This is a genomic window from Phaeodactylibacter xiamenensis, from assembly GCF_000759025.1.
In the GTDB taxonomy this organism is placed as follows: domain Bacteria; phylum Bacteroidota; class Bacteroidia; order Chitinophagales; family Saprospiraceae; genus Phaeodactylibacter; species Phaeodactylibacter xiamenensis.
In genome coordinates this window covers 13,396-33,316 of the sequence record NZ_JPOS01000004.1, presented here as the reverse complement: position 1 = coordinate 33,316, position 19,921 = coordinate 13,396, and the positions used below count along the sequence as shown (strand labels likewise).

The window sequence follows — 19,921 nt, the reverse complement described above, 5'->3', positions numbered from 1 at the left end:
AACTTAACTATTCGTCATGAAGTATTGGGATATATTTGTTGATGGCTACAGGGGCTATGCAAGCTATCTGTGGGATGAGATCACCCACCCGGGGTGGCAAAACTATTTTTACTGGCTGCTGATTGTTTCAGGTTTCTTCTTCCTGTTGGAGGTGGTAACGCCCTGGCGCAAAGACCAGCCAAAATTCAGGAAGGACTTCTGGTTGGACTTCTTTTATATGTTTTTCAACTTCTTCCTGTTTTCCCTCATTATCTATAATGCGGCTTCGGACGTGGTGGTCAACCTGTTTAACGATGGCATCAAAGCCATTACCGGTGGTTTCGACTTACAGGCCTCCAATCCACTGAATGCTTCGCCCATGTGGCTTATCTTACTGGTTGGCTTTCTGGTCCGTGACTTCGTTCAGTGGTGGGTACACCGGTTGTTGCATCGCAGTGATTTCCTGTGGGAGTTCCACAAAGTGCACCACTCGGTTCAGCAGATGGGCTTTGCTGCACACCTGCGTTACCACTGGGTAGAAAATGTGGTCTACCGGTCACTGGAGTACATCCCGCTGGCTCTGCTTGGAATTGGTCTGTATGATTTCTTTATCATCCACATTTTTACGCTGGCTATCGGCCACTATAACCACTCCAATATTACGGTCCCTGGTTATGTGACTGGTGGTGTATTGGGCGCTTTGATTGGACTGCTTATTGCTACCGGCGGATTTGATATCAACCTCTTGCAGGACCCATCCCTGGCTGCTCAGTTGGGTACAGTGGCTGCAAGTATAGCCGTGGGAGCATTTGCGCTTGGGCCATTTATGAAGAAAGTCTTCAATAGTCCGGAAATGCATATCTGGCACCACTCCTATGATCTTCCTGAAGAACACCGGTATGGTGTGAACTTTGGTATTTCACTGGCGTGCTGGGATTACATCTTTGGCACTGCTTACATCCCGTTCAATGGGCGGGATATTCGCCTGGGCTTTCCGGGAGTGGAGGAATTCCCTGAAGACTTTATCCACCAAAACATTCATGGTTTTGGTAGCGTGCACAAGGAAGAACGCGTAGCTGAAAACGACTTGCCGGCTACGCCTGCCAAATAAGACGGTAGGTTGCTACCTTGAAAGATAAAATGCCCGGAAGTAGTGGTTGACACTGCTTTCGGGCATTTTTGTTGGGGTTGCGAAGTGTACTATTCGAAGTCAGGTCCACATGCAGGCAGGTCAATGGCTTGGCGCAGGGACATGCCGTCTGATAAACGGGTGATAAAAACGGTGGCAGTGTTTCCGCATACGCAGCCCGGAGTATAACTGTTGTGCCCGGCGTGGTTGCCGTCGATCGCCCATTTAAAGCTGTAGTTTTCCGGCCGGTCGATGAGAACACTCAGGTGGACCCCATCCTGAGTACAGTAGCTCTCCTGTATATCGAAAACGAAAGCGGAATCCTGCGTATGCGCTTTTTCCCTGGGCATGTGCTCTGCTTCTGCCAGGTTTTGAGGCTTAGCAAGCTCGGATTCGAGAGCAGGAACGAAAGACGCCTTCTCGCATGAAATCATAGGGAAAAGGGTCAGGGTAAGAATAATCCCTGTGAATAAGCGGCTGTAAGAAATGCTGTAATTCATCATGTCAACTGGTTTGAAGGAGTGATTGTTAATGGATACACTTTCTCTATTTGCCGCACACAGCAAAAGATACCTGCCGAAGCCATATTTTTTTCATCTGTCTCATCCAAAGCTTCAAAACCAACTATTGAAAACGCTGTTTATGCCCTATATTTATTGTGAATTAAAACAAACGACAAAATGAAAAACTTAACACTGCTGCTGGGGCTGGTCCTGCTGTTTGGCTGTTCTCCCGCACCATCCAACGAATCCGCCGAAGGAGCGCCAACCGAAACTCCGGGCCTAGACTACGAGCAATACCTGGATTATTCGGGTATGGACGACAAAATCAGCGGCGGGGCCAAACGTATTACCATTAATACCCCTTCCGGCGAATTTCAGGTCTGGACCAAGCGGGTGGGCAATAATCCGACCAAAAAAGTGCTCCTCCTTCACGGCGGGCCGGGCGCTACCCATGAATATTTTGAGGTTTTTGACAGCTACTTCCCAAAAGAAGGCATCGAATATTATTACTATGATCAGCTGGGCTCTCATTTCAGCGATCAGCCGGAAGACACCTCGCTCTGGAACATCCCCCGCTTTGTGGAGGAAGTAGAGCAGGTGCGCAAGGCGCTGGGGCTGAACAAAGACAATTTCTACATCCTTGGGCATAGCTGGGGCGGCATTCTGGGCATTGAGTACGCCTTGAAATACCAGGAAAATCTCAAGGGGCTTATCATTTCGAACATGATGTCTTCCATCCCCGCCTACGTGAAGTACGCGGAGGAAGAACTGGCCCCGGGCTTGCCTGCTGATGCTTTGGCGGAAATCCGCAAGCTGGAGGCCGCCGGGCAGTACACGGATGAGCGCTATCTGGAGCTGGTAGAGACGCATTATTACCCCAAGCACGTACTGCGCATGCCCCTGGCGGAATGGCCGGACCCGGTCATCCGCGCCCTGACCAACATCAACTACGGTATTTACCTCATGATGCAGGGGCCAAGCGAGTTTGGCGTAGTGGGCGATGCCACCCTCAAGGAATGGGACCGGACAGAGGACCTCGCTAAAATCACTGTGCCGACGCTTTCTATAGGTGCGGAGTACGATACCATGGACCCTGATTTTATGGAAATGATGGCAGGTAAGTTGCCCAATGGCTCCTATCATTATTGTCCGGAAGGCGCCCACTGGGCCATGTACGATGATGCCGATAACTACTTCAAAGGCGTGATTGACTTCGTGAATGAGGTTGATGCCGCCAAATAATTAGCGTAGTTTTAGGGGGTGAAAGGCTTACTCATCCCCTAAAACTTTAACCGCTATGAAAACGCTTTTTCTCTCCCTGATCCTGCTTTGTGCGCTGAGCAACCTCTACGCTCAGTCCGGGCTCACCGTTGGTTCCAAAATTGAGCATGTCACTGTCTACCGGCAGGGCGCGCAGGTTACCCGTACCGCTACGGTTGAATTGCCGGCAGGGGAGACGCAGTTACTGTTCAAAAAACTGCCCTTCCAATTGCAGGAAGAAAGTTTGCAGCTGAAGATCGATCAGTCCGTCACCGTTGTCTCAATTGCGCAGGAAGTCAACTACCTGAATGAAGCGGATTCAGATAGCCTGACTGTAGTCCTGCAGGAGCAGCAACTGGCATTAAGAGACAGCTTACAGGCTTTATCCAACCGGTCACAGGTTTATGTACGCGAGTGTGACCTGCTCCTGACAAACCAATCGCTGGGCGGCAATGATGGCGTAGCGGTGGATGAACTGGAACGCGCCGCCCTATTGTACCGTACCCGGTTAATGGATATTGAGGGGCACCTGCAGCGTATCCGGCAGCAATCGGTCGTGTATAAAAAGCAGATGGTTCGGCTGGGCAATCAACTCCTGGAGCTAAACGCCAAATCAGAGGCTGATCCCGAAGTCATCGTCAAAGTCGTGGTGAACACCCCCAAAGCCATACCGGCAGAAGTGGAGCTTCAGTATGTGGTGCCCAAGGCTGGCTGGGACCCCTTTTACAATATCCGGGTGGAGGGTACGGAGCAACCGCTGACACTGGACTACAAAGCCAAAGTGTATCAGGATGCCGGGGAGGACTGGCTGAATACCCGCCTGACCCTGTCCACTGGCAATCCTACGGTGAGCAATGTGAAACCCGGGCTAAGCCCTTATTACCTTACCTTCAACAACTACTATGCGCCCCCTGCCCGTCAGCCTGCAGCGAACCGTGGCCGCAGTCAGCGGGTGAGCGGGACCGTTCTGGACCAGGAAACCGGGGAACCCCTGATTGGGGCGTCAGTTCTGGTTGAAGGGACTACTATCGGAGCAGTGACGGATATGGAAGGGCGTTTTGAGCTGGAAATACCCGCCGGACAGTCGGCACTGCTGGTCTCCTATGTCGGATACGCTAATCAGCAGGTGGTGGTAAGGGGAAGCACCGTTAACGTGCGCCTAAGCTCGGAGGGTATGATGCTGGATGAGGTGATGGTTATGGGCATGGCTTCGGGTGTTAGGAGTAAGAAAGCCCGCCCAAAACCGGAAAAGCCTGCACCCGTCCCTATCGCTATCGAACAACGGGCGACAAGCACCGAATTCGAAATCGAACTTCCTTATACTATCCCGGCAGATCATCAGCCCTACGATGTGCACCTGGCGACTTACGAAGTGCCGGCCAACTACCATTATGCCCTCGTCCCTAAACTATCCAAAGAGGCTTACCTCATTGCCGAAATCACTGATTGGTCGCAGTACAGCCTGCTCAATGGAGATGCCAACCTGTTTTTCAAAGGCACTTATCAGGGCGATACCTATCTGGATATGGCCGCTTTTGAGGATACCCTGTCCCTGTCTGTCGGGCGGGACGAAGACATCATCGTCAAACGCGAGCGGGTGCGGGATCAATCGCGTACCAGCTTTCTGGGCAGCAATAAAACCGTAGAGCGCAGCTGGAAAACCACCATCCGCAATACCAATAGCTATCCGGTGTCACTGCGGGTAGAAGATCAGTATCCCCTACCCAAAGATGACGATATTAAGGTGGTTCAATTGGGGCATGAAGGCGGTAAGCTTGATGAGGCAACCGGGACGGTCACCTGGTCTTTCAACCTTCCGGCAGGTGCTACCGCTGAGCGCACGCTGAAGTACGCGGTACGCTACCCGAAAAAGCAGCGGTTGCTGGTGGATTGATGGAGGGCTAATCTTCGATGTAGCTCAGTAACTCCTCAAGTTCTTTGTCCGATATGTTTGCTTTGTCTGATTTGTCGTAAATGGCAAGGAGGTATACGGATTGATCGAGCACTGTTACAAAAGTGATGACCCTGGCTCCACCAGATTTGCCCTTGCCTTTAGATTTGATTGCCATACGGATTTTATAGCAATTCTCAGCGATTAAAGTACCGGTTTTGGGGTTTTCACTTAGCAGGCTAACTAATTGGGTTAAGTCGGTTTACAGAGAAGGGTACTTCTTAGCTAGTTTTTTTGCCTGACGCTCAAATACAGAAATAGTAAGTACATCATAGCTCATTTATGAAAGATTGGGCGACGTTAGCAGATTTTTTCCCGGCTCTAATATCTTTCAATTCTGAAACAGCCGCTTTCAGCTCACTGATAAGTGATGCTTTCTCTTCGCTGAGGGGCTCGGTACGCACATAGTTAAGTCCCTTTAGCACTTCTAAAAGGTGTATGGCTTTATCATCGTCAATGTCCAGTAGTACTTTCATTGTATTAATGTTGAACAGGTTCGCAAGATCTCTTAAAATAATACAAAATCAGAAAAGTCATAGTTCCCTACTTCCCTACCAAAAAAATGGCCGGCCGCTTGTGCAAATCCGGCACCTTTGTCTTGCGCCACTGCGCAATGGTGAGCGTACGCACATACTCGGTAGGCAAGGTAAGGTCCGCCGCGATGCAAAACAGCATATCGGGGGAAAGGGTGTTGATGGCCATTTCAATCAGGCTCATATTCCGGTAAGGCGTTTCAATGAAAATCTGCGTCTGGGTATGCTTGAAGACCCGCTGCTCCAAAAACTTCAGTTCCTTCTGCAGCTCCGGCTTCTTAGGCGGCAGGTAGCCGTGGAAGCAAAAGTTCTGACCGTTCATGCCGGAGGCCATCAGCCCCAGCAAAATAGACGACGGCCCAACGAGGGGCACTACCTCAATACCCCGGTGATGTGCCGTTTGTACCACAATTGCGCCGGGGTCAGCGACGCCCGGGCAGCCAGCCTCGGAGAGCAGCCCGATGTCCCTGCCCTGTTCGGCATCGGCCAGGAAGCGCTGCCGGTCTTCGGGGGGCGTATGCTTGGTAATTTCGTAAAAGGTCAGCTCACTGAAGGGCTTTACCGGGTTGGTCTCCTTGATAAACCGGCGGGCGGTCTTGGCACGCTCGGCAATGAAGATATCCAACCGGTGCAGGATGTCAATGACGTGCTGCGGCAGTGTGTGTACTGCGCCTTCTCCAAGCGGGGCGGGAATGAGATAGAGTTTTCCTTTGTTCGGCATGGCAACGCTAAAGTTGTTACTTTTGTAGAAATCCAAAAGTAGCGATAATGCCGCAGCCTGAGAAATACCTATCGGTTTCTGATTACCTGGCCGCTGAGGAGCAATCAGCGGTCAAGCAGGAATATCACAACGGTCTGCTTGTGGATATGGCAGGTGGGTCAATCGACCACAATCGTATTGCCGGCAATATGTACTTTGAATTACGCAGTCGCCTACAAGATTCCTGTACGGTTTTTAACAGCGATCAAAAGGTATACCTGGATGCGGTTAATCATTTTGTTTACCCTGACGTGAGTGTAGTTTGCGGTGAATTAGCATCCCAAAATCAGGCGATTTTAAATCCTGTACTGATCGTGGAAGTGCTTTCGGATGGGACTTCTGCTTATGACCGGGGCGCAAAATTTAGAAAGTACCGGACCCTTCCTGCTTTCCGGGAATACCTGCTCATCGATCAGGATCAACCCATTGTTGATGCGCTTTTTCGCGAAAGCAAAGACTATTGGCGTATGCAGACGATCATAGGGCTGGACCGGGAGGTTCCTGTACATAGCCTGGGCATTCGCATTCCCATGCGGGCCATTTATGGCGGCTTAAATAACTTAATGGAACCCCAAATTCCATTCAACATATGAGTGATACTTCCTATACCATAAAATTGCCTCAGTTCGAGGGCCCTTTTGATCTGTTATTGTTCTTCATTGAGCGGGACGAGCTGGATATCAATGATATTCCTATCGCCAAAATCACCGACGACTTCCTGGCTTACATCCGGCAAATGGAAGAGATGAATATCGATCTCGCCAGTGAATTTATCCTGGTGGCCGCCACGCTTTGCCGCATCAAAGCAAAAATGCTCATCCCCCGCAAGCCGGTGGACGAGGAAGGTAACGAAATAGACCCCCGGGAGGAGCTCGTACAGCGCCTGATCGAATACAAACGCGTCAAAAGCGTACTGGAGGAAATGCGGCAGATGGAAGCCCGCCGCGCCAAGCAGTCCTACCGTGGCAATGTCACCAAAGAACTGCACAGTATCGCCACTAAAGCACTGGTAGATGCGGAGCTGGAATCCGTTACCCTTTTCAAGCTGCTTCGTGCCTTTGAGCGTATCGTGGAGCGTTTTGAGTATGCCAACCCCAAGACGATACATCAGATTGTGCAGTTTAGTTACACCATAGAAGGGCAGCAGGAACACATCTTCTCCCGGATTCAGGGTGGGCGTCGTGCCACTTTTACTGAGGTTTTCAGCGCCTGCCGCAATCGGATTCATGCTATTGTCACCTTTCTGGCGCTGCTGGAATTGCTTAACTTACAGGAAATCCGAATCACGGTAGGGCTGGGCTACAATAACTTTTGGGTGGAGGAATACCGGGCATCGGAGGAAGAAGAGTGATCATTAGTGCGGGCGAACCTGGCCTGGGGATACATTACCAGTATTGATGGGATTGCTCCCTTCCCGGAGTCAGGAAGGCCTATTTGGGCTTGAAAGAGGAAAGGGGCACTCCATGCGCATGGAGTGCCCCTTTCTGATAAATTTAGGTTGTTTTTAAAAAGTCAGTCCCTAAACGGAAGAACTGCTCGGCGTTTCGGTAAGCAATTGCTCTATAAATCTATGGCTGAATGCGTCAAGATCGCCTGGATTGCGGCTGGTGGTGATGAGACCGTCTGTCACAACCTCTTCATTAACCCAGTTTGCCCCGGCGTTTTCCAGGTCGGTGCGTATGGACTCGAAGGAAGTCACCGTGCGGCCGTTTACCAATTCGGCTTCAATAAGCAGCCATGGTGCATGGCAGATCGCTGCAATCGGTTTGTTTAGCCCCGCAAAGCCTCTAATGAAGTCTGTAACGTGCGGGTACCGGCGGAGCTTGTCCGGATTTATCACGCCACCGGGTAAAACCAGACCAGTGTATTCTGCCGGATTGGCGCGGTCCACAGCAATATCCACATGAACGGGGGTGATCGCCCAGTTGCCTTTTTCCCAGCCTCTGATTTGTCCCTCTGAAAGGCTGATGATGTGTACCGTTGCCCCTTCCGAAATTAAGGCTTTCATGGGCTCCTGCAATTCAGATTGTTCAAATCCATCGGTTGCCAGAATAGCAACTTTGTTGTCGTTTAGTTTCCGGTTGTTCATGGTTCAAAATTTACTCTTCAACGATAAGTGCCGGGCTATGTTTACTGCTAATTTTTGAGTTCGAACATCAATTGTGCTTTCTGCGCTCTATTGTAGTACACCAACACTAATAATGTGAACAGGAAACTATTGCGTAGGGACAAAAGGAAAGAAAAAATCAAAAAGGAATCGCAGGAAACAGTGACCCGGCCAAAGTCGATGGAGCGGATCGTCAAAGAACAGATTGAGGAGAGCATGGAGGAGTACCGCCGAAGCAACAAGGCGCTGTTTCTCTCTGCTTTGACTGCCGGGCTGGACCTGGGATTTAGCTTGCTGGTGATCGGTGTATTGTACACCATGTTCAATGACCAGTTGTCCATGGAGGTCATGCAGGTTGTGCTGGCCCTTGCATACCCAATTGGTTTCATCTTCGTCATTCTTGGGCGCTCCGCTCTGTTTACGGAGCATACCACTTTAGCTGTGTTGCCCGTTCTAAACGGGCGGGAGTCTCTCAAAGACCTAAGCAGGATTTGGGGGATCATTTACCTGGGCAATCTCATAGGAGGTTATATCATAGGAGCAGCGATAGCGTATGTCGGGCCCAGGCTGGGGTTAGTTACTTATGATGCCCTCGAAGACATTGCCAAGCATTTGATTGATTACTCTGCCCCTTTAATATTGGTCAGTGCCATCCTGGCGGGCTGGCTGATGGGGCTGGTATCCTGGCTGGCTACTTCATCCAAGGAAACCATCGCCCGTATCGTTGTAGTCATTATCGTAACCGCTGTAATCGGGCTGGGAGGGCTGCACCATAGTATTGTGGGGTCTACAGAGGTATTTGCCGGTATGCTGTCTTCCGATGAAATTAGCCTGTCAGATTATTTTGTGACTCAATTTTGGTCTACCATTGGCAATATTATAGGTGGGGTGTTCTTTGTCTCTATCTTGAAATATCAGGTGACTCAGGATTAATGCGGTGAACGGTATTCGTCTTATTTGCAATAATCCAGCTTCGAAAAGAGTTATGCTGGTCTATGAATTGGGAAAACTTTAAACTACCGGTGTACTTCCTGCTGTTGCTCCTGGCTTTCAGCCCACTCATTTACATGGGCAGCGGGAGCCGTTATGAGCATCAGGTTGAAACAGCTGTGCATGAGTACGTAGTGCAGGTAGCTCAGGGTAGTAGCCGTCAGCCTGAAAATGTGCTTGCAGGCAACCACCCCTTCCTCTTCCCCGTAGCCAATAAGAGCCCGCGCCACATCATTTCCAGGTTTGGTGATGCCCGTGGCGGCCGTAAGCATCAAGGCATTGATATCAAGGCAGACCGGGGCACGCCGGTATTAGCTATTGCAAAAGGTACGATTGAGCGGGTCAAGGATGGGGGTAACGGCGGCAGGCAGGTGTGGTTGCGCCTCCGGGACAGTACGATGGTGTTTTACGCCCACCTCGATGAGCAATGGGTAGAAACCGGTGAAGAAGTCAATGCAGGTCAGGCGATCGGTAGTGTCGGAAATACAGGCAATGCGCGGTATACCACTCCGCACCTGCACTTCGAGATTATACTGCCTGACAAGGGGGAAGTGGACCCTGCTCAATTCTTCGAAGGAGCCTAAAAAAGCAAAAGACGCTCCGGTCATCTTTCCGAAGCGTCTTCTTTGCACCTTTACAACGATAAATCTACCGGTTGATCACATTCTTAAACCGGGGGCGCTTAGGCTTTTGATCGCCCTGCTCCTCTTTTTTCTTCGCCTCATATTGAGAATAATTGCCTTCAAAGAAGACCGGCTCTTCGTCGTAGTCAAAGGAAAGGATATGCGTGGCCAGGCGATCGATAAACCAGCGGTCGTGCGAAATCACCAGGACACAGCCGGCAAAATTATCCAGCGCATCCTCCAGCGCCCGGAGTGTGTTTACATCAATATCGTTGGTCGGCTCATCCAACAGGAGGACGTTTCCACCCTCCTTGAGGGTCATAGCCAGGTGTACCCGGTTGCGCTCTCCACCAGAAAGCACGCCCAGCTTTTTCTGCTGATCCTGCCCCGTGAAGTTGAAGCGGCTGATGTAAGCCCGGGCATTCATGGTGTGGTTGCCAATTTCCAGGATTTCATTCCCATCCGAGATGGCCTGATGAACGGTTTTGTCTCCGTCCTGTAAATCTTCGTGGCTTTGATCTACATAGGAGAGATCCACCGTATCTCCGATAATGACCTCGCCGGCATCCGGTGCTTCCTTGCCCATGATGGTCCGGAAGAGCGTCGACTTACCAGCACCGTTAGGACCAATAATGCCCACTACGGCATTGCGCGGGATTTCCAAGTCTAAGTTTTCGAAAATGGTGCGGTCGCCGTACTTTTTGGTGACGCCTTTCAGCTCAATGACTTTATCGCCCAGGCGTTGTCCGGGTGGAATGTAGAGCTCAAGCTTAGCTTCCTGCTCTTTGCCGCTCTCACTGGCGAGTTTTTCATAAGCATTTAGACGGGCCTTACCTTTGGCTTGCCGTGCCTTGGGTGCCATTTTGATCCAGTCCAGTTCGCGTTGCAGGGTTTTGCGGCGTTTGCTTTCAGCTTTTTCTTCCTGCTCCAGGCGCTTGGCTTTCTGCTCCAGCCAGGAAGAGTAGTTCCCTTTCCATGGAATGCCTTCACCCCGGTCGAGCTCCAGAATCCAGCCCGCCACATTATCCAGGAAGTAGCGGTCGTGGGTCACAGCGATGACCGTACCGGGGAAGTTTTGCAGATATTGTTCCAGCCAGTCCACCGATTCAGCATCGAGGTGGTTGGTAGGCTCATCGAGGAGTAGGATATCCGGGTTGCTCAGTAGCAGGCGGGCCAAAGCCACCCGGCGGCGTTCTCCACCTGAGAGCACGCTGACGGGCGCATCATCGGGCGGGCAGCGCAGGGCTTCCATTGCAGTATCGATGCGGTTATCCAGCTCCCAGGCATTTTGGTGTTCGAGCTGTTCCATCATATCGCCCTGCTGCTCAATGAGTTTATTCATCTCATCGTCGCTCATGGGCTCCGAGAATTTCAGGTTGATGGCTTCGTAGGCTTTGAGCAGGTCGACAATATCCTGCACGCCTTCTTCCACCACTTCGCGCACCGTCTTATCCGGATCGAGCTCCGGTTCCTGCTCCAGCATGCCGATCTTGTAGCTGCCGTCAAAGCTGATTTTGCCTTCGTAGTTCTCATCCTTGCCTGCAATGATCTTGAGCAGGGTAGACTTACCGGAGCCGTTGAGGCCAAGCACACCAATTTTGGCGCCGTAGAAGAAGCTCAGCCAGATATTATTTAGAACCTTTTTGGATGGAGGGAAGGTCTTGGAGACCCCTTCCATCGAAAAAATAATTTTTTCGTCAGACATAGGCGGTTTTTAAGTTGAGCGGATAAAGATAGCAGAACAGTTGGGTTCAGCAAACCCAAATCGCGTGCTTTTTAACAAGGCTTACCCATCCGCCAGCGTATCCGAGATGTCCATACCCTGCACCTGCAAAGCGGGTATCAATGCGGCTACCAAACCGATTAGCAGTGCGCCGCCCAGCAGGTAGGCTTCCTCAATCAGGAAGTTGGTCCAGGAGAAGGTGTATTGGTAGGTTTCCTTCATCTGATCTGCCAGCAGGTACATAGCGCCATGACTGAGCGCCATGCCCAGCAGGTATCCCAGCACTGCCAGCAGCAGCCCTTCCAGTATGATCAGCGCCAGCAGCCTGCCCCGGGAAGCCCCCATCACTCGCATCAGCGCCAGCTCGTAGCGCCGCTCCTTGAGGGAACTGTATAGCGAAATGAAAATACTCAGCCCGGAGACAATGATGATCACGATGGCCAGCCAGCGTAAGGCTTTTGTACCAGTGCCCATTAGGGCGTACAGGCGGTTGATTTCAATGGCAGGTGTGGCGGCCTGCATCTCGGTATTTTCGTTGATGGCGCGCTGCATATTGAGCGCCTGTATGTTGTGCCCCTTGAACTTTACCAGGATGGAGGTGATTTGCTTGTCTTTGTAGGCCAGCAGGTCTTCAGGGTAGGGTTCGGCGTTGCCGGAACTGTGGTCGTGACGGTGTTCGCTATCGCCATGATCGTGCCCCTCGTGGTCATGATCTTCGTGGCTGTGCCCTTCATGATCGGGATCGTCTTCTTCGTGGTTATGCCCTTCTTCATCCTCGTGCCCATGCTCGTGCACTGCCCAGGGGCTGGAGAAGCGGGTGAGCAACAGTTGGTCAATCACCGAACCCGTGGGTGCAAGGGTGCCCACAATAATAAACGACTCTGCGTCCTCGTGAATGAGGTCCTCATTTTGGTCAAAGCCGTGGGAGCTCTTAAAGGTATCCCCGATCTTAAGCCCCAGTTCATCGGCTACAGCAGCGCCGGCAACCACCTCCAGGGTCTTGTTCCACATTTGCCCTTCTGCTATCTGGGCATTGTACAGATCCAGTATTTCCGGTTCCGTGCCTACCACCCGGAAACCGCGATGGCTGTCGCCCAATGACAAAGGGATACTGGTTTCGATAATGGGATGCCCTTCCCGCAGGAAAGGAGTCGCCGCTTTAATAGGGATATTCCCGGTGGGCGCATCAATATGGTACATGCTGCTGAGGATGAGCTGCAGGGGGCTGCCTTTGGCGCCGATGACCAGGTCGACGCCGGCCAGGTTTTTTTCAAACTTTTCCTGCAGTTGGTCATTCAGCACGAGTAGAAGGGAGATAAGGCCCACGCCCAGCCCGAAGAGGACGAGGCTGAGGAGCATATTTAGCGGTTTATTAGTCAGGTTTTTCCAGCTCAGTTTTAAGAGGTTCATGCGCTAGTCGATTGAAATTTGGTGGGAAATGTGGTCTTTGAGGCGGGCGTCGTGGGTGACGACCAGGAGGGTGGCGTTTACGGCTTGTGCCTGTTCTTCCAGCAGCTCAATGACCTGTTTGCAGTTGCTGTCGTCCAGGGCTGAGGTTGGCTCATCGGCAAGGATGACCGCTGGTTGATTGATGATGGCCCGGGCTATGGATGCCCGCTGTTTTTCACCTACGCTCAATTGGGAAGGCTTGGACCGCAGTTTGTGCTCCAGCCCCAGCCGGCTAAGCAGTTCGCGAATGCGCTCCCGGTTGACCTTCATGCCCGCCAGGCTTTGGGCGAGTGCCAGGTTGTCGCCCACGCTGAGGCTCTGCACAAAGTGCGCCGTTTGGAAAATAATGCCGATGTGCTGCCCACGGAACTGATCAAGAGCACTGCGGGAAAGTTGGTTCATCTCTGTATCGCCCAGCACGATGCGGCCTTCCTTTGGGGAGAGCAGCCCGCCCAAAAGGTGGAGCAGGGTCGTTTTTCCACTGCCGGACTCGCCCAGCACCAGCCAGTGCTCGCCTTTGGCACATTCGATGTTTGGAAATCGGAGTGGCGGGCTGCCGGCATAGGCGTAGCCCAGGTTTTCGGTTTTGAGCATAGAGGTGTTGTTTATAAACTGGGAACAAAGATAAGGGGATTAGGATGGAAGGGAGATAGAGTTTTTCGGGATATATCGTGAAATGTCAGGGTGTCTGCCGGGGCTTAGCATTGCCTCCGCTGCCGGTTACTGCTTGAATGCGGTTCGGTCAAGCCGGTGCAAAACCTGCTTGCTTTTGTGCGTAAAAAATCTTAAGCTTGTAAAATAATCGTTTAGAACGTATGTATCAAGCCGCTATCATAATTATCAGCATTATTACCACTCCGGCTCATCCGCCAGGCTGCTGATGTTTTGTAACGCCTGATACATCAGGAAAGCGCTGTCGGATAAGGTTCGGCAGCGCTTTTTTTTTATTTTTGCGCCGGTAAAAACGAAAGGTGATGTACAAAGAATACAAAAAGCTCAACCTCCCTGAAATCGATCAGGATATCCTCAAATTCTGGGAGGACCATGATATCTTCAATAAAAGTGTGGAACAGCGCCCGGCTGAAAACAACTTCGTTTTCTACGAGGGGCCTCCTTCAGCCAACGGGAAGCCCGGTATCCACCACGTAATGGCCCGTACCGTAAAGGACCTTTTTTGTCGCTACCATAGTATGAAAGGGCAGCGCGTGGAGCGCAAAGGCGGATGGGACACCCACGGTCTGCCTATCGAACTGAATGTGGAGAAAGAGCTCGGCATCACCAAAGAGGATATCGGCACCAAAATCACAGTCGAGGAGTACAACGCCAAGTGCCGGGAAACGGTGATGCGCTACAAAGATATGTGGGACAACATCACCCGCAAAATGGGCTATTGGGTAGACCTCGATAACCCCTACATCACCTTCGAAAATGACTACATCGAAACGGTTTGGTGGTTGCTGCAGCAGCTGTACAACAAAGGCCTGCTTTACAAAGGCTTTACCATTCAGCCTTTCTCACCTGCTGCCGGTACCGGCCTGAGCTCCCACGAGCTGAATATGCCGGGCACCTATCAGGATATTAAGGATATCTCTGCCATCGCCCAATTCAAAATCAAGGGTACAGAAGACGAATACTTCCTGGCCTGGACCACTACGCCCTGGACGCTGCCTTCCAACACCGCCCTGGCGGTAGGCAAAAACATCACCTACGTCAAGGTGCGTGCCTACAACCGCTACACCGGTCAGCCGGGTACGGTTATCCTCGCCAAAGACCGCCTGAATAACTACTTCACGGAAGCCAATCCTGGCCTGAAACCAGAGGAGGTAAAGGCTGGCAATAAGCCCATCCCGTACCTGGAAATCCTTGGAGAGGTTAAAGGCAGCGAGCTGGAAGGCATGGAGTATGAGCAACTGATGCCCTATGTGCAGCCTGACAAGCCGGCTTTCAAAGTGCTGCTGGGCGACTTCGTCTCAACAGAGGATGGTACCGGTATCGTCCACATCGCGCCTACTTTTGGTGCGGATGACTTTCAGGTGGCGGCCAAGTACGGCATTCCACCACTGATGGTCAAAGACGAAGGTGGCAATAATATGCCTCTCGTGGACCGGCAGGGGCGCTTTGTACAGGAAGTGGCCGATTTTGCTGGCCGCTACGTTAAGGACTACGGGCAGGAGGAAGAACGCCCGGTCGATGCCGATATCGTCATCAAGCTCAAGGAAGAGAATAAGCTTTTCCACTCTGAAAAATACCTGCACTCCTACCCACACTGCTGGCGTACCGACCGCCCGGTGCTTTACTACCCGCTTGACAGCTGGTTTGTGAAAGCTACTGCAGCCAAGGAGCGTATGTACGAACTCAATAAAACGATCAACTGGAAGCCGGCCTCTACCGGTGAGAACCGCTTCGGCAAATGGCTGGAGAATCTGCAGGACTGGAACCTCTCCCGCTCCCGCTATTGGGGCATCCCACTCCCGATCTGGCGTACCGAAGATGCCAAAGAGGAGAAGTGCATCGGTTCTGTGGAAGAGTTGCGCAGGGAAATTGAGAAAGCCAATCAGGCACTCGGCCTAAGCCAGGAAGTGCCGGAAGACCTGCACCGCCCCTACATCGATGATGTTGTCCTGGTATCCGAAAGCGGGCAGGAAATGCGCCGCGAGCCAGACCTTATCGATGTGTGGTTCGACTCCGGCTCCATGCCCTACGCGCAGTGGCACTATCCGTTTGAGAACAAAGACGTATTTGAGCGCAAGTTCCCGGCTAACTTCATTGCCGAGGGCGTTGACCAAACCCGGGGCTGGTTCTATACCCTGCATGCCATCGCTACGATGGTCTTCGACAGTGTGGCGTATCAGAATGTCGTATCTAATGGGCTGGTACTCGATGCGGATGGCAACAAAATGTCCAAAAGTAAGGGCAATGTGGTTGACCCCTTCGGTGCGATTGAAGAGTACGGCGCGGATGCCGTACGCTGGTACATGATGGCGAATGCCAACCCCTGGGACAACCTCAAGTTTTCCCTCGATGGAGTAGGGGAGGTACAGCGGAAGTTCTTCGGCACCCTCTACAACACCTATTCCTTCTTTTCGCTTTACGCGAATATCGATCAGTTTGACAATAGTAAGCCACAGCTGCCACTAGCTGACCGTCAGGAAATCGATCGTTGGATCATCAGCCTGCTCAACAGCCTGGTGAAAGAGGTGGATGAGGACTACAGTAATTACGAGCCAACTCAGGCTGCCCGCAAGATTCAGACCTTTGTGGTCGACAATCTGAGCAACTGGTACGTCCGCTTGTGCCGCCGCCGGTTCTGGAAGCCTTCTCAGCAGCAGAACGGCAAAACCGCAGAGATGGATACTGATAAACTCGCGGCTTATCAGACCCTCTACGAATGTCTGGTAACCGTCTCGAAACTGCTATCGCCCATCTCCCCTTTCTTCGGCGACTGGCTCTACCGGAATCTCAATCAGGCCACTCAGCTGGAAAACCATGAGTCGGTCCATTTGGCGGATTTCCCAACTGCCGATACGTCCAAAATCGACAAACCCCTGGAGCAGCGCATGGACTACGCTCAGCGGATTTCCTCCCTGACTTTCGCTTTGCGCAAAAAAGAAGACCTCCGGGTACGGCAGCCCTTGCAAAAAATCATGCTGCCGGTGCTGGATAAGTCTTTCCAGGAGCAAGTGGACAAAGTCAAGCCGCTCATCGCCGGAGAGGTCAACGTGAAAGATATCGAGTACCTGGACGATACTTCGGGGGTTCTGAAAAAGCGCATCAAGCCGAACTTCAAAACCCTCGGCCGTCGCCTGGGCAAAGACATGAAAGTAGCTGCGCAGGAGATCAACGGCATGTCACAGGAGGATATCGCCAACATCGAGCAAACCGGCAAATACACGCTGGCTGCGAACGGCAATACCTATGAGCTAACGCTGGAGGATTTCGAAATCACCGCCGAGGATATCCCCGGGCTCCTCGTCGCCAACGACGGCCCGCTCACGGTAGCCCTGGACATTACCCTGACGCCTGAACTGGAAGCAGAAGGCATGGCACGTGATATCGTCAACCGGATCCAGAATATCCGCAAAGACAGCGGCTTCGAGGTGACCGATAAAATTAAGGTCGTGATGGAGCAAGCTGATGCCGTAGCCTCCGCCGTAGCGCAATTTGGCGACTACATCAAAGCCGAAACCCTGACGGCAGACCTGCAACTGTCAGCTGATGTGGCCAATGGGCAGGAAATTGAGCTTCCCGGAGAAGTGAAAGTGCAGATTCAGGTGGAGAAGGCCTAAGCTAGTTTATTCTAAAACTTAGCTAGAGTATGGTGGCGCCCTGAAATGGATCAAGGTGCCACCATTTTTTTTGAATGTGCCTCCTTCACTTCCAATCCTCCTCTTCCAGCTCGAAAAGGGCATTTACCGGTAATTCAAAGATTGCAGACAGGCGCAGTGCCAGAACCGTAGAAGGGACATACTTTCCGGATTCAATGGCATTGATCGTTTGCCGGCTCACTTTTGCCTTCTCGGCCAGGGCTGCCTGAGTGAGATTATGCCGGGCCCGTTCTATTTTCAGCTTATTCTTCATAGTTCATCTCTTTTTCGGCACGGTGCATCATCCAATGAAAACGGACTATAAAGAATAATAACAACGTAAACATATTGACCACGATGACCCAGAAAAACGGGAAACCGTAAATGAAAATAATTGCAAAAATAAGAACACCATAATTGGCATACGTCGCCCATACCAGGGATTCTAAACGGATCCGCTGCACAAACTCATCTTCCTGCGCCGACCCGGAAAACGCAACCATACCTGCACTGAAAATAATTAAGAGGCTCACCAACTCATCATATACGTTGTTCTCCATCCAGAAGAAAAACTTCCTTTCATCGTCAAAAAGTCCGATCCCTTCTTCAGTTGCAATGCAAAATACATTCCAATCCAGAAATGCAGGAGTCGGCTCCCAGATCAGATACGCTATGCCCAAAGCCAGGGAAGGGACTAGTGGTCTGTCAAGGCTAAAACTAGGGGTTGCCTGCGGCGACTTTTGAGGCTACTCTTCGTTGGATAACCCCTTACGTAGCGCTGCTATGCGCGGGAACATCCGCCTTGATTAGCCTCAAAATTCGCTCCCACTCAACCCATAAATTAACACTTGACAGACCACTAGGAGCGCCCAACCCATGCGCTTGAATCGGTGGGGCAGTAAAAAATTGTTGGTCCACATAGTTTTTTATTCAAATGTAATCTAAGATTTACTTAATGTCAAGTTTGTTTTACAAAAAGTAAATTTAGATTTACAAAAAATACGCTGCTGTATTAGTGTTTAATCCACACGAAGCTTGCCATAATGCTTTCGGTTTGCTACATTTGTTAGCATGAAGAAAACTCGTGCATTACTCGTAATCCTTGATGGTTGGGGCCATGGCCCGGACCCGAAAGTCAGCGCGATTGCCCAGGGCAATACGCCATTTGTAGACAGCCTTTATGATCAGTACCCTAATGCAGAACTGACGACCTTCGGTGAGCAGGTCGGTTTGCCGGAGGGGCAGATGGGTAATTCTGAAGTCGGTCACCTGAATATTGGCGCCGGCCGGATTGTATATCAGGAGCTCGCGCGTATCAATAAAGCCATTCGCGACGGAGAATTGCAGCAAAACGAAACGCTGGTCGAAGCCATGCAGTATGCCAAAAACAACGGCAAAGCGCTCCACTTCATGGGGTTGGTTTCTGATGGGGGCGTACATTCGCACCACCGTCACCTGATGGCACTTTGTGATGCTGCTGCTGACTTTGGATTGGAAAAAATCTACATCCACGCCTTCACCGATGGGCGGGATACAGACCCCAAGAGTGGAAAAGGCTTCCTAAAGGAGGTCCTGGACCACGTAAAGGGCAAGCCGGTACAGCTGGCTTCTGTAGTTGGGCGGTATTACGCTATGGACCGGGACAAGCGTTGGGAGCGTACCCGGATAGCCTATGATGCGCTTGTCAATGCAAAGGGAGAAGCTACGCAGGATGCCCTGACCACCATCCAAAACCGCTACGAGTCTGGTGAGACGGATGAGTTCCTGAAGCCAATCATCTGTTCCAAAGAGGATGGGAATCCGGTAGCCACCATTCAGGAGGATGACGCTGTGGTGTTTTTCAACTTCCGTACCGACCGCCCCCGTCAGTTGACGATTGCCCTTACACAGGAAGATTTGCCTGATCACGGCATGCATACGCTGCCGCTGCACTACGTCACGATGACCCGCTACGATGAGACCTACAAGGGCGTCAATGTGATGCTACACAAAAAAGACATCGAAAATACCCTGGGAGAAGTTATTTCCAAAGCCGGGCTTACCCAAACCCGCATTGCAGAAACGGAGAAATACCCCCACGTTACCTTCTTCTTCAACGGTGGCCGGGAGCAGGAATTTGAAGGAGAAAACCGCATTCTTATACCTTCCCCAAAAGTAGCTACCTACGACCTGAAGCCGGAAATGAGCGCAGTGGAAGTCACTGATGCCATCATTGCAGATATAGACGATAATCAACCGGACTTCATCTGCCTAAACTATGCCAACGCTGATATGGTTGGGCACACCGGTGACTTTGAAGCCGCGAAAATTGCTGTAGAAACGGTAGACAAAAGCCTGAGGCGCCTCATTGAGAAGGCACAGGAATACAACTACGAAGCCATAGTGATTGCGGACCATGGCAATTCCGACTTCATGGTCAACGCTGACGGCTCGCCCCACACGGCGCATACCACCAATCCGGTCCCGGTTTTCTACATCGCCGCCGACACGCACGGGCGCAAGGTCAGGGATGGAAAGCTGGGCGATATCGCGCCTACCATTTTGGAGATTTTGGGCCTGGGTGCTCCTGAGGATATGGATGGAGAGAGCCTGTTTGTATAAACCGATCTG

At 51.5% G+C, this 19,921-nt stretch carries 19 protein-coding genes; 9 read left to right on the top strand and 10 right to left on the bottom strand.

The features are described 5' to 3' along the window. Positions 1–16: 16 nt before the first annotated feature. The gene (locus tag IX84_RS01685) at positions 17–1,090 is read left to right on the top strand and encodes a sterol desaturase family protein (protein WP_044216030.1); all 1,074 of its coding nucleotides are present in this window, start codon (positions 17–19) and stop codon (positions 1,088–1,090) included. A gap of 89 nt (positions 1,091–1,179) precedes the next feature. On the opposite strand, the gene IX84_RS01680 is transcribed toward IX84_RS01685, so the two are convergent. Continuing rightward, positions 1,180–1,611 carry a hypothetical protein gene (locus tag IX84_RS01680; protein ID WP_044216028.1) on the bottom strand — a complete coding sequence of 144 codons (432 nt, stop codon included), beginning with the start codon at positions 1,609–1,611 and terminating at the stop codon, positions 1,180–1,182. Between the two features lie 177 nt (positions 1,612–1,788). Here IX84_RS01680 and IX84_RS01675 point away from each other — a divergent pair, with 177 nt between their 5' ends. Together IX84_RS01675 and IX84_RS01670 are read left to right on the top strand one after the other, a co-directional pair. Beyond that, positions 1,789–2,853 (top strand): proline iminopeptidase-family hydrolase, encoded by a 1,065-nt coding sequence (locus tag IX84_RS01675; RefSeq protein ID WP_044216026.1) that lies wholly within the window; start codon positions 1,789–1,791, stop codon positions 2,851–2,853. 55 nt (positions 2,854–2,908) lie between these two features. Further along, a complete protein-coding gene (locus IX84_RS01670; RefSeq protein ID WP_044216024.1) occupies positions 2,909–4,765 on the top strand; it encodes a mucoidy inhibitor MuiA family protein in 1,857 nt (618 codons plus the stop codon). A 7-nt stretch (positions 4,766–4,772) separates the two neighbouring features. Here IX84_RS01670 and IX84_RS33880 read toward each other — a convergent pair whose 3' ends face one another. The 3 genes from IX84_RS33880 to IX84_RS01655 all read right to left on the bottom strand — a co-directional run bounded on the left by IX84_RS33880 (position 4,773) and on the right by IX84_RS01655 (position 6,076). Beyond that, positions 4,773–4,940: a type II toxin-antitoxin system RelE/ParE family toxin gene (locus tag IX84_RS33880; protein ID WP_202965191.1), complete on the bottom strand. Its 168-nt coding sequence runs from the start codon at positions 4,938–4,940 to the stop codon at positions 4,773–4,775. A 151-nt stretch (positions 4,941–5,091) separates the two neighbouring features. Continuing rightward, positions 5,092–5,298, bottom strand: coding sequence for a hypothetical protein (locus tag IX84_RS01660; protein WP_044216022.1), 207 nt, complete (start codon positions 5,296–5,298; stop codon positions 5,092–5,094). 67 nt (positions 5,299–5,365) lie between these two features. Next, positions 5,366–6,076, bottom strand: coding sequence for an SAM-dependent methyltransferase (locus IX84_RS01655; RefSeq protein ID WP_044216021.1), 711 nt, complete (start codon positions 6,074–6,076; stop codon positions 5,366–5,368). A 47-nt stretch (positions 6,077–6,123) separates the two neighbouring features. On the opposite strand from IX84_RS01655, the gene IX84_RS01650 reads away from it, so the two are divergent. Then, entirely contained in the window at positions 6,124–6,708 is a 585-nt protein-coding gene (locus IX84_RS01650) for a Uma2 family endonuclease (RefSeq protein ID WP_044216019.1), read from the top strand. Beyond that, complete coding sequence (locus tag IX84_RS01645; RefSeq protein ID WP_044216018.1) at positions 6,705–7,466, top strand: segregation and condensation protein A; 762 nt, start codon at positions 6,705–6,707, stop codon at positions 7,464–7,466. The genes IX84_RS01650 and IX84_RS01645 overlap by 4 nt, the downstream gene beginning before the upstream one ends. A gap of 168 nt (positions 7,467–7,634) precedes the next feature. Here IX84_RS01645 and IX84_RS01640 read toward each other — a convergent pair whose 3' ends face one another. Continuing rightward, entirely contained in the window at positions 7,635–8,204 is a 570-nt protein-coding gene (locus IX84_RS01640) for a type 1 glutamine amidotransferase domain-containing protein (RefSeq protein WP_044216016.1), read from the bottom strand. A 114-nt stretch (positions 8,205–8,318) separates the two neighbouring features. Between IX84_RS01640 and IX84_RS01635 the strand changes: the two genes are divergently transcribed. Both IX84_RS01635 and IX84_RS01630 read left to right on the top strand, forming a co-directional pair. Continuing rightward, positions 8,319–9,155: a formate/nitrite transporter family protein gene (locus IX84_RS01635; protein ID WP_044216015.1), complete on the top strand. Its 837-nt coding sequence runs from the start codon at positions 8,319–8,321 to the stop codon at positions 9,153–9,155. 62 nt (positions 9,156–9,217) lie between these two features. Next, positions 9,218–9,796: a M23 family metallopeptidase gene (locus tag IX84_RS01630; RefSeq protein WP_052515684.1), complete on the top strand. Its 579-nt coding sequence runs from the start codon at positions 9,218–9,220 to the stop codon at positions 9,794–9,796. A gap of 64 nt (positions 9,797–9,860) precedes the next feature. Here IX84_RS01630 and ettA read toward each other — a convergent pair whose 3' ends face one another. The 3 genes from ettA to IX84_RS01615 form a co-directional block, all read right to left on the bottom strand. Then, the gene (ettA, locus tag IX84_RS01625) at positions 9,861–11,540 is read right to left on the bottom strand and encodes an energy-dependent translational throttle protein EttA (RefSeq protein WP_044216013.1); all 1,680 of its coding nucleotides are present in this window, start codon (positions 11,538–11,540) and stop codon (positions 9,861–9,863) included. 81 nt (positions 11,541–11,621) lie between these two features. Further along, positions 11,622–12,968, bottom strand: a complete 1,347-nt coding sequence (locus IX84_RS01620; protein WP_044216012.1) for an ABC transporter permease — start codon at positions 12,966–12,968, stop codon at positions 11,622–11,624. 3 nt (positions 12,969–12,971) lie between these two features. Further along, positions 12,972–13,601, bottom strand: coding sequence for an ABC transporter ATP-binding protein (locus tag IX84_RS01615; protein WP_044216011.1), 630 nt, complete (start codon positions 13,599–13,601; stop codon positions 12,972–12,974). Positions 13,602–13,981: 380 nt separating this feature from the next. Between IX84_RS01615 and ileS the strand changes: the two genes are divergently transcribed. Then, the gene (gene ileS / locus IX84_RS01610; protein ID WP_044216009.1) at positions 13,982–17,293 is read left to right on the top strand and encodes an isoleucine--tRNA ligase; all 3,312 of its coding nucleotides are present in this window, start codon (positions 13,982–13,984) and stop codon (positions 17,291–17,293) included. Positions 17,294–17,378: 85 nt separating this feature from the next. Here the strand turns inward: ileS and IX84_RS01605 are convergent, their stop codons facing one another. Then, entirely contained in the window at positions 17,379–17,585 is a 207-nt protein-coding gene (locus IX84_RS01605) for a helix-turn-helix transcriptional regulator (RefSeq protein ID WP_044216007.1), read from the bottom strand. Next, positions 17,575–17,991, bottom strand: coding sequence for a hypothetical protein (locus IX84_RS01600; RefSeq protein WP_052515683.1), 417 nt, complete (start codon positions 17,989–17,991; stop codon positions 17,575–17,577). Before IX84_RS01600 ends, IX84_RS01605 begins: the two co-directional genes overlap by 11 nt. A gap of 391 nt (positions 17,992–18,382) precedes the next feature. On the opposite strand from IX84_RS01600, the gene gpmI reads away from it, so the two are divergent. After that, positions 18,383–19,912, top strand: a complete 1,530-nt coding sequence (gpmI, locus tag IX84_RS01595; RefSeq protein WP_044216006.1) for a 2,3-bisphosphoglycerate-independent phosphoglycerate mutase — start codon at positions 18,383–18,385, stop codon at positions 19,910–19,912. Positions 19,913–19,921: the final 9 nt, after the last annotated feature.

Coding starts and splice junctions, on each gene's coding strand:
- IX84_RS01655 (WP_044216021.1), bottom strand. CDS start 6,076: ATGCCGAACAAAGGAAAACTCTATCTCATTCCCGCCCCGCTTGGAGAA.
- ileS (WP_044216009.1), top strand. CDS start 13,982: ATGTACAAAGAATACAAAAAGCTCAACCTCCCTGAAATCGATCAGGAT.
- IX84_RS01620 (WP_044216012.1), bottom strand. CDS start 12,968: ATGAACCTCTTAAAACTGAGCTGGAAAAACCTGACTAATAAACCGCTA.
- IX84_RS33880 (WP_202965191.1), bottom strand. CDS start 4,940: ATGGCAATCAAATCTAAAGGCAAGGGCAAATCTGGTGGAGCCAGGGTC.
- IX84_RS01640 (WP_044216016.1), bottom strand. CDS start 8,204: ATGAACAACCGGAAACTAAACGACAACAAAGTTGCTATTCTGGCAACC.
- IX84_RS01685 (WP_044216030.1), top strand. CDS start 17: ATGAAGTATTGGGATATATTTGTTGATGGCTACAGGGGCTATGCAAGC.
- IX84_RS01605 (WP_044216007.1), bottom strand. CDS start 17,585: ATGAAGAATAAGCTGAAAATAGAACGGGCCCGGCATAATCTCACTCAG.
- IX84_RS01670 (WP_044216024.1), top strand. CDS start 2,909: ATGAAAACGCTTTTTCTCTCCCTGATCCTGCTTTGTGCGCTGAGCAAC.
- IX84_RS01660 (WP_044216022.1), bottom strand. CDS start 5,298: ATGAAAGTACTACTGGACATTGACGATGATAAAGCCATACACCTTTTA.
- ettA (WP_044216013.1), bottom strand. CDS start 11,540: ATGTCTGACGAAAAAATTATTTTTTCGATGGAAGGGGTCTCCAAGACC.
- IX84_RS01630 (WP_052515684.1), top strand. CDS start 9,218: ATGAATTGGGAAAACTTTAAACTACCGGTGTACTTCCTGCTGTTGCTC.
- IX84_RS01680 (WP_044216028.1), bottom strand. CDS start 1,611: ATGATGAATTACAGCATTTCTTACAGCCGCTTATTCACAGGGATTATT.
- IX84_RS01675 (WP_044216026.1), top strand. CDS start 1,789: ATGAAAAACTTAACACTGCTGCTGGGGCTGGTCCTGCTGTTTGGCTGT.
- IX84_RS01650 (WP_044216019.1), top strand. CDS start 6,124: ATGCCGCAGCCTGAGAAATACCTATCGGTTTCTGATTACCTGGCCGCT.
- IX84_RS01645 (WP_044216018.1), top strand. CDS start 6,705: ATGAGTGATACTTCCTATACCATAAAATTGCCTCAGTTCGAGGGCCCT.
- IX84_RS01615 (WP_044216011.1), bottom strand. CDS start 13,601: ATGCTCAAAACCGAAAACCTGGGCTACGCCTATGCCGGCAGCCCGCCA.
- gpmI (WP_044216006.1), top strand. CDS start 18,383: ATGAAGAAAACTCGTGCATTACTCGTAATCCTTGATGGTTGGGGCCAT.